Origin of the sequence: Mesorhizobium sp. M4A.F.Ca.ET.050.02.1.1 (assembly GCF_003997725.1) — a bacterium.
GTDB lineage: Bacteria > Pseudomonadota > Alphaproteobacteria > Rhizobiales > Rhizobiaceae > Mesorhizobium.
On the sequence record NZ_RZSG01000219.1, the window covers coordinates 1 to 8,074 of the forward strand.

General features: G+C 64.8%; 6 protein-coding genes and 1 pseudogene. All 7 read left to right on the plus strand.

The window, feature by feature from the left end; all coding sequences use genetic code 11:
* A partial coding sequence (gene mraY / locus EOA33_RS16260; protein WP_127406053.1) for a phospho-N-acetylmuramoyl-pentapeptide-transferase occupies window positions 1-745 on the plus strand: 745 nt, incomplete at its 5' end.
* 8 nt (window positions 746-753) lie between these two features.
* Window positions 754-2,154, plus strand: a complete 1,401-nt coding sequence (murD, locus tag EOA33_RS16265; protein ID WP_127406054.1) for a UDP-N-acetylmuramoyl-L-alanine--D-glutamate ligase — start codon at window positions 754-756, stop codon at window positions 2,152-2,154.
* Window positions 2,154-3,305, plus strand: coding sequence for a putative lipid II flippase FtsW (gene ftsW, locus EOA33_RS16270; protein WP_126053897.1), 1,152 nt, complete (start codon window positions 2,154-2,156; stop codon window positions 3,303-3,305). The genes murD and ftsW overlap by 1 nt, the downstream gene beginning before the upstream one ends.
* 1 nt (window position 3,306) lies before the next feature.
* Window positions 3,307-4,434, plus strand: a complete 1,128-nt coding sequence (murG, locus tag EOA33_RS16275; protein ID WP_127406055.1) for an undecaprenyldiphospho-muramoylpentapeptide beta-N-acetylglucosaminyltransferase — start codon at window positions 3,307-3,309, stop codon at window positions 4,432-4,434.
* Entirely contained in the window at window positions 4,431-5,837 is a 1,407-nt protein-coding gene (gene murC, locus EOA33_RS16280; RefSeq protein WP_127406056.1) for a UDP-N-acetylmuramate--L-alanine ligase, read from the plus strand. Before murG ends, murC begins: the two co-directional genes overlap by 4 nt.
* A complete protein-coding gene (gene murB, locus EOA33_RS16285) occupies window positions 5,834-6,799 on the plus strand; it encodes a UDP-N-acetylmuramate dehydrogenase (protein WP_126053900.1) in 966 nt (321 codons plus the stop codon). Before murC ends, murB begins: the two co-directional genes overlap by 4 nt.
* Before the next feature lie 367 nt (window positions 6,800-7,166).
* A pseudogene (locus tag EOA33_RS16290) lies at window positions 7,167-8,074 on the plus strand (D-alanine--D-alanine ligase); the annotation flags it as partial.

Here is an 8,074-nt window from a genome sequence, read left to right on the forward strand (position 1 = left end):
CTATGACGACTATCTGAAGGTGACCAAACAGTCGCATCTCGGCTTTTCCGGCAAGGCGCGGCTGGCGATCGAATTCGTCATCGCCGGCATCGCCGCCTGGGTGATCATGCATAACGGTCAGGCGCCGTTCTCCTCGTCGCTGACCTTTCCCTTCGCCAAGGAATTTATCATCAACCTCGGCTGGTTCTTCGTGCCGTTCTCCTGCTTCGTCATCGTCGGCGCCGGCAACGCGGTGAACCTGACCGACGGCCTCGACGGCTTGGCGATCGTGCCGATCATGATCGCGGCCGCATCCTTCGGCGTCATCGCCTATCTTTCCGGCAACGCCGTGTTCGCCGAATATCTGCAGATCCACTTCGTTCCCGGCACCGGCGAACTGGCGGTGGTGCTTGGCGCGGTGATCGGCGCCGGCCTCGGCTTCCTGTGGTTCAACGCGCCGCCGGCCGCCATCTTCATGGGCGACACCGGCTCGTTGGCGATGGGCGGCCTGATCGGCACGGTCGCGGTCGCGACCAAGCACGAGATTGTGCTGGTTATCGTCGGCGGCCTGTTCGTGGTCGAGATCCTGTCGGTCATCATCCAGGTCGGCTACTTCAAGATGACCGGCAAGCGCGTATTCTTGATGGCGCCGATCCATCATCATTTCGAAAAGCTCGGCTGGACCGAAAGCCAGGTGGTGATCCGCTTCTGGATCATCGCGGTGATCCTGGCGCTGGTCGGCCTGTCGACCCTCAAGCTCAGATAGGCCGCCGCTTGATCCCCGCCTCATCCTTTTCAGGCAAGCGCGTTTCGCTCTTCGGGCTCGGCGGTTCGGGGATCGCGACCGCGCATGCGCTGATCGCTGGCGGGGCCGACATCCTTGCCTGGGACGACAATCCGGATAGCGTCACCAAGGCCGCCGCCGCCGGGATCGCGACGGGCGACCTGCACGGTGCCGACTGGTCGCGCTTCTCCGCCTTCGTGCTGTCGCCCGGCGTGCCGCTGACACATCCGAAGCCTCACTGGACGGTGGAACTCGCGCGGGGCGCCGGCGTCGAGGTCATCGGCGATATCGAGCTGTTCTGCCGCGAGCGGATCCTGCGGGCGCCGACGGCTCCCTTCATCGCCATTACCGGCACAAACGGCAAATCAACGACCACGGCGCTGACCGCGCATATCCTGAAATCGGCGGCGCGCGACACGCAGATGGGTGGCAATATCGGCCGCGCCATCATGACGCTCGATCCACCGGAAGAGCGACGCCACTACGTCGTCGAATGCTCCTCCTACCAGATCGACCTCGCGCCCTCGATCAATCCGACGGCCGGCATCCTGCTCAACCTGACACCCGATCATCTCGACCGCCACGGCACCATGGCGCACTACGCCTCGATCAAGGAGCGGCTGGTGGCCGGTAGCGAGACGGCAATCGTCGGCGTTGACGATTCCTGGTGCGCGCAGATCGCCGACCGGCTGGAGCGCGCCGGCAGGCCGGTCATCCGCATTTCCAAGCGCCTGCCGCTGACCGACGGCTACTTCGCCGATGGCAGCAACCTGATGGAAGCCGTGCATGGCCGTTACAGTCGTGTCGCCTTCCTGGAAGGTATCGGCTCGCTACGCGGCCAGCACAATGCGCAGAACGCACTGGCCGCGGTCGCCGCCTGTCTCAAGGTCGGGCTGGACCTCGGCGAGATCCAGGCGGGGCTGGAAAGCTTTCCGGGCCTGGCGCATCGCATGGAGCAGGTCGGCCGCAAGGGCCATGTGCTCTTCGTCAACGATTCCAAGGCGACCAATGCCGATGCGGCGGCTCCAGCCCTGTCCAGCTTCAACCGCATCTACTGGATCGCCGGCGGCCTGCCCAAGGAAGGCGGCATCGAGCCGCTGCGCGGCTTCTTCCCGCGCATCGCCAAGGCCTATCTGATCGGCGAGGCGGCACCCGCCTTCTCGGCGACGCTGGGCGAGGCGGTGCCCTACGAGATCTCCGGTACGCTGGCGGCGGCTGTCGAGCATGCCGCGCGCGACGCCGCCAATGACGATGGCGGCGAGGCGGTCGTGCTGCTGTCGCCCGCCTGCGCCAGTTTCGACCAATTCAAGAATTTCGAAGTGCGCGGCGAAGCCTTCAGGCAAGCTGCGAGCGCTATAGATGGCGTGAAACCCATCGGAGGGGCACGTTAATGCAAAGCCGTCTCGACAAAAGTCCGGTAGCCACCTGGTGGTGGACGATCGATCGCTGGTTCCTGGCGGCATTCCTGTCGCTGATGGGTCTGGGCATCGTGCTCTCCTTCGCGGCGAGCCCGGCGGTGGCCGAACGCATCGGCCTAGATAGCTTCCACTTCGCCACCAGGCAGATCATCTTCACCGTGCCGGCGCTCGGCGTGATGCTCGCCGTCTCCTTCCTGGAATCGCGGCAGATACGGCGCATGGCGCTGGTGATCCTGTGCACCATGCTGGTGCTGATGGTGGCGGTGCTCTATGTCGGCGTCGAGGTCAAAGGCGCGCGGCGCTGGGTATCGCTTGCCGGCCTCTCCATCCAGCCGTCGGAGTTCCTGAAGCCGGCCTTCGTCATCGTTTGCGCATGGCTCTTCGCCGAGCACAAGCGCCAGCCCGACATTCCCGGCAATCTGTTTGCCCTGCTGCTCCTGGTTCTGGTCGTCTCGCTTCTCGTCGCCCAGCCCGACCTTGGCCAGACCATGCTGGTGACCGGCACGTGGGGGGTCATGTTCTTCATGGCGGGCCTGCCGTGGCTGTGGATCATCGCGCTCGGCGTCACCGGCGTCAGCGGCCTGTTCGCCGCCTATACCGTGTTTCCACACGTCGCCGCCCGCATCGACAAGTTCCTGACCGGCGAGGGCGACACCTTCCAGGTCGACATGGGGCGCGAGGCGTTGATCAATGGCCACTGGTTCGGCGTCGGCCCGGGCGAGGGCACGGTCAAGCGGGTCATCCCCGACAGTCATGCCGACTTCGTCTTCTCGGTCGCCGGCGAGGAGTTCGGGCTGGTGATGTGCTTCTTCATTATGTCGATCTTCGCCTTCATCGTGCTGCGCGGCCTCAACACCGCGCTCAAGGAACACGACGACTTCGCGCGCTATGCCGTTGGCGGTCTGGTCACGGTGTTTGGCCTGCAGTCGGCCATCAACATGTGCGTCAACCTGCAACTGATGCCGGCCAAGGGCATGACGCTGCCGTTCATCTCCTATGGCGGCTCCTCGCAGATCGCCATCGCCATCTCGATGGGCATGGTGCTGGCCTTGACGCGCAGGCGGCCCGAGAAGCGCAAGCAGATGGGTTTTTCCTTCCCGCAGCGCGCCATGCCGGCGGAGTGATATGTCGCGGGGTGTGATCCTTCTGGCGGCGGGCGGCACGGGCGGACATCTCTTCCCGGCCGAAGCGCTGGCACATGAGCTCAATGAGCGCGGCTGGAAGGTGCATCTGGCCACCGACCATCGCGCCGAGCGCTATTCCGGCCAGTTCCCGGCTGTCAACATCCATCCGATCCAGTCGGCGACGCTTGGCTCGAAGAATCCGCTGGCGGTGCTGTCGGCCTTCTGGACGATCTGGCGCGGTGTGCGGCAGGCCTCGAAGATCATCGCCAGGATCAAGCCGGAAGCCGTCGTCGGCTTTGGCGGTTATCCGACATTGCCGCCGCTTTATGCCGCGACACGGCGCAGGGTGCCGTCGCTGATCCATGAGCAGAACGCGGTGATGGGCCGCGCCAACAGGGCGCTGGCCGGCCGCGTCGACGCCATCGCCGGCGGTTTCCTGCCGGAGGACGAAAGTGCTGCCGGCGCCAAGACGGTGACCACCGGCAATCCGGTCAGGCCGCAGATCCTGGAGGCGGCAAAGACGCCTTATGTGGCTTCGACCGGCGATGAGCCATTCCGCTTCCTGGTGTTCGGCGGGAGCCAGGGCGCGCAGTTCTTCTCCGACGCCGTGCCCGCGGCAATCGGGCTTCTGCCGGAGGCCGAGCGCAAGCGGCTGATGATCACGCAGCAGGCGCGCGCCGAGGACGTGGCGCGGGTCAAGGCGGCCTATGCGTCGCTGGGCGTCGAGGCGCAGGTGTCGCCGTTCTTCACCGACATGGCGGCGCGGATGGCGGCGTCGCACCTGGTGATGTCGCGCTCCGGCGCCTCGACCGTGTCGGAGATCGCCGTCATCGGCCGGCCGGCGCTGCTGGTGCCCTATCCGCACGCGCTCGACCACGACCAGGCGGCGAATGCGGCCGCCCTTGCGGCGGCCGGTGGGGCGGAGGTGCATCCGCAATCCACGCTTTCCCCTGAGCGCATCGCCACGCTGGTCGCCGGGCTGATTCAGGACCCGGATCGGCTGTCGGCCATGGCCGCGGCCGCCCAGTCGGCCGGAAAACCGAACGCGGCGCGGTTGCTCGCCGATCTGACAGAGGCTATTGCGTCGAAAAAAACCGTTTCGGACTTCAGGAAGGGGACGCAAGCATGAAGATGCCGCAGACGATCGGCCTTGTGCATTTCATCGGCATCGGCGGCATCGGTATGAGCGGCATTGCCGAGGTGCTGCACAATCTCGGCTACAAGGTGCAGGGCTCCGACCAGGCCGACGGCGCCAATGTGCAGCGGCTGCGCGACAAGGGCATCGAGTGTTTCGTCGGCCACAAGGCGGAAAACCTTGGCGATGCCGAGGTGGTTGTCGTCTCGACCGCGATCAAGAAATCCAACCCCGAGCTCAAGGCCGCGCGCGAGAAGCTGCTGCCTGTCGTGCGCCGCGCCGAGATGCTGGCCGAACTGATGCGCTTCCGCCAGGCGGTTGCGATCGGCGGCACGCACGGCAAGACGACGACCACCTCGATGGTGGCGACACTGCTCGAAGCGGGCGGGCTCGACCCGACCGTGATCAATGGCGGTATCATCAACGCCTATGGCACCAACGCCCGCATGGGCGACGGTGAATGGATGGTGGTCGAGGCCGACGAGAGCGACGGCACCTTCCTGAAGCTGCCGGCCGACATCGCCGTCGTCACCAACATCGATCCCGAGCATCTCGACCATTACGGCAGCTTCGACAAGGTGCGCGAGGCGTTTCGCCAGTTCGTCGAGAACGTGCCGTTCTACGGCTTCGGCGTGATGTGCACCGATCATCCCGAGGTGCAGGCGCTGGTCGGCCGCATCGAGGACCGGCGCGTCATCACCTATGGCGAGAACGCGCAGGCCGACGTGCGCTTCACCAATCACCGCATGGATGGTGCCGCCTCCGAGTTCGACGTCGTCATCCGCGACCGCAAGACGGGAGGCCAGACGACGATTGCCGATCTGCGTCTGCCGATGCCCGGCCGCCACAACGTCTCCAACGCGACCGCCGCGATCGCGGTCGCGCATGAGCTTGGCCTCACCGCCGAGGCGATCAAGAAGGGCCTGTCGTCCTTCGCCGGCGTCAAGCGGCGCTTCACTCATACCGGCTCGTGGAACGGCGTCGAGATCTTCGACGATTACGGCCACCATCCGGTCGAGATCACGGCGGTGCTGAAGGCCGCGCGCAGCGCCACCAAAGGCCGCGTCATCGCTATTGCGCAGCCGCATCGCTACACCCGGCTGCACGATCTGTTCAACGAGTTCTCGGTCTGCTTCAACGACGCCGACACAGTGATGGTGGCGCCGGTCTATGCGGCAGGCGAAGAGCCGATCGAAGGCGTCACTTCGGATGCGCTGGTGTCGCGCATCCGCGCCGGCGGTCATCGCGACGCGCGCAATATTGAGGGCCCGGCGGCGATCGCGCCGATCATCCGCGAACTGGCCAAGCCGGGCGACTTCGTCGTCTTCCTCGGCGCCGGCAACATCACGCAATGGGCCTATGCTTTGCCCAAGGAACTCGGCGGGACGGCCTCATGATGCGCGGCCAGGCCCTGATCGAAAAGCTTGGCGACCGGCTGGCCGGCCTGCGCGGCCGCGTCACGCCCAACGCCGAGATGGACAAGATCACCTGGTTTCGCGCCGGCGGCCTGGCGGACGCGCTGTTCCAGCCGGCTGACGAGGAGGACCTCGCCGCCTTCCTACGCGCCGTGCCGGAGGAAATCCCGCTGACCGTCGTCGGCGTCGGCTCGAACCTCCTGGTGCGCGACGGCGGCATTCCAGGTTTCGTCATCCGGCTTTCGGCCAAGGGCTTTGGCGAGGCGGAAGTCGTTTCGCCGACCACAATCAGGGCCGGCGCCGCAACGCCCGACAAGCGCCTCGCGGCCGTCGCCTACGAGGCGGGGATCGGCGGCTTCCATTTCTACCACGGCATTCCCGGCGCCGTCGGCGGTGCACTGAGGATGAACGCCGGTGCCAATGGCGTCGAGACGCGCGAACGCGTCGTCGAGGTGCGGGCGCTCGACCGCAAGGGCAATCTTCACACGCTCAGCAATGCCGACATGGGCTATGCCTATCGGCATTCGGCGGCACCTTCGGGGCTGATCTTCACCTCGGCGCTGTTCGAGGGGCATCCGGAAGACCAGGCGACGATCAAGGCGGCGATGGACGCGGTGCAGAACCATCGCGAGACGGTGCAGCCGATCCGCGAGAAGACCGGCGGCTCGACGTTCAAGAATCCGGAGGGCACCTCGGCCTGGAAGGAGATCGACAAGGCCGGCTGCCGTGGCTTGATGATCGGCGGCGCGCAGATGTCGCCGATGCATTGCAATTTCATGATCAACACCGGCACCGCGACCGGCTACGACCTCGAATATCTCGGCGAGACCGTGCGCGCGCGGGTGCTCGAGAATTCGGGCGTCCGGCTGCATTGGGAAATCAAGCGCCTCGGCGATTTCCGGTCCGGCCATGCGGTTCAGGAATTCCTGGGGCAACTCCTCTAAGGCGTGCCGGCGCTCAGGCGATGCCGGCCTGAGCTGGAACTCAGCGCACCTCCAGGGTGTGGCGAAGTTCAAGTAATACATGAACTTCGGCGATCCGTAACGGCCCAGGGACCGTTGCCCCAAAGACTCTACGACACACTTTTCGCAACTGTTTTCGCGGAAAGTGAATCTCTCGGAATCTTAAGGACTTGCCAGCGAATCAACTCTCTGATTCTCTGGCCTCAAGCGTTTCCTGATTTGAGTCGTTCGACGCGTCGGTCGCGTTTTCCGTCTGGGGGGCAACCTGCCGGAAGACTCGGACTCACCGTGCGGGAATGCTGGTGTGGAAATGTCAGTCGCGGCCCGCCGTGAGAGGGGATGACGGGAGATGAAGAACAAGCATGTGGCCGTCCTGCTCGGTGGTTTTTCGTCGGAGCGGCCCGTGTCCCTGTCCTCGGGGAAGGCATGTGCGGATGCGCTCGAGAATGAAGGCTATCGCGTCACCCGGGTCGACGTTGCGCGCGATGTCGGCTCCGTGCTTGTCGCGCTCAAGCCTGACGTTGCCTTCAATGCGCTGCACGGTCCGTTCGGTGAGGACGGCACCATTCAGGGTGTCCTCGAATATCTCGAAATCCCCTACACGCATTCCGGCGTGCTTGCCTCGGCGCTGGCCATGAACAAGGAGCAGGCCAAGAAAGTCGCCAAGGCAGCCGGCATCCTGGTGGCGGAATCGAAGGTGGCCAACCGCTTCGCCATCCAGAACAAGCATCCGATGAAGCCGCCCTACGTGGTCAAGCCGGTCAACGAAGGATCGAGCTTCGGCGTCGTCATCGTGCATGAAGGGCAGTCGCATCCGCCGCAGGTCATCGGCTCGTCCGAATGGAAATATGGCGACACCGTCATGGTCGAGCGCTACATCCATGGCGTGAGCTGACCTGCGCGGTGATGGGCGATGTGGCGCTCGGCGTCTGCGAGATCATTCCGACCGGCCATTCCTTCTACGATTACGATTCGAAATACGTGGCGGGCGGATCAAAACACGAAACCCCTGCTAAAATTTCACCGAATATTTACCAAAAAATACAGACACTAGCGCTTAAGGCTCACCAAGCTATCGGTTGCCGGGGCGTTTCCCGGTCGGACTTCCGTTACGACGACCGTCACTCCGAAAACGGCGAGGTTGTCTGGCTCGAGATCAACACCCAGCCGGGCATGACGCCGACGTCTCTGGTGCCTGAAATCGCCGCACAAGCGGGGCATTCGTTCGGCGAACTGTTGAGTTGGATGGTGGAGGAC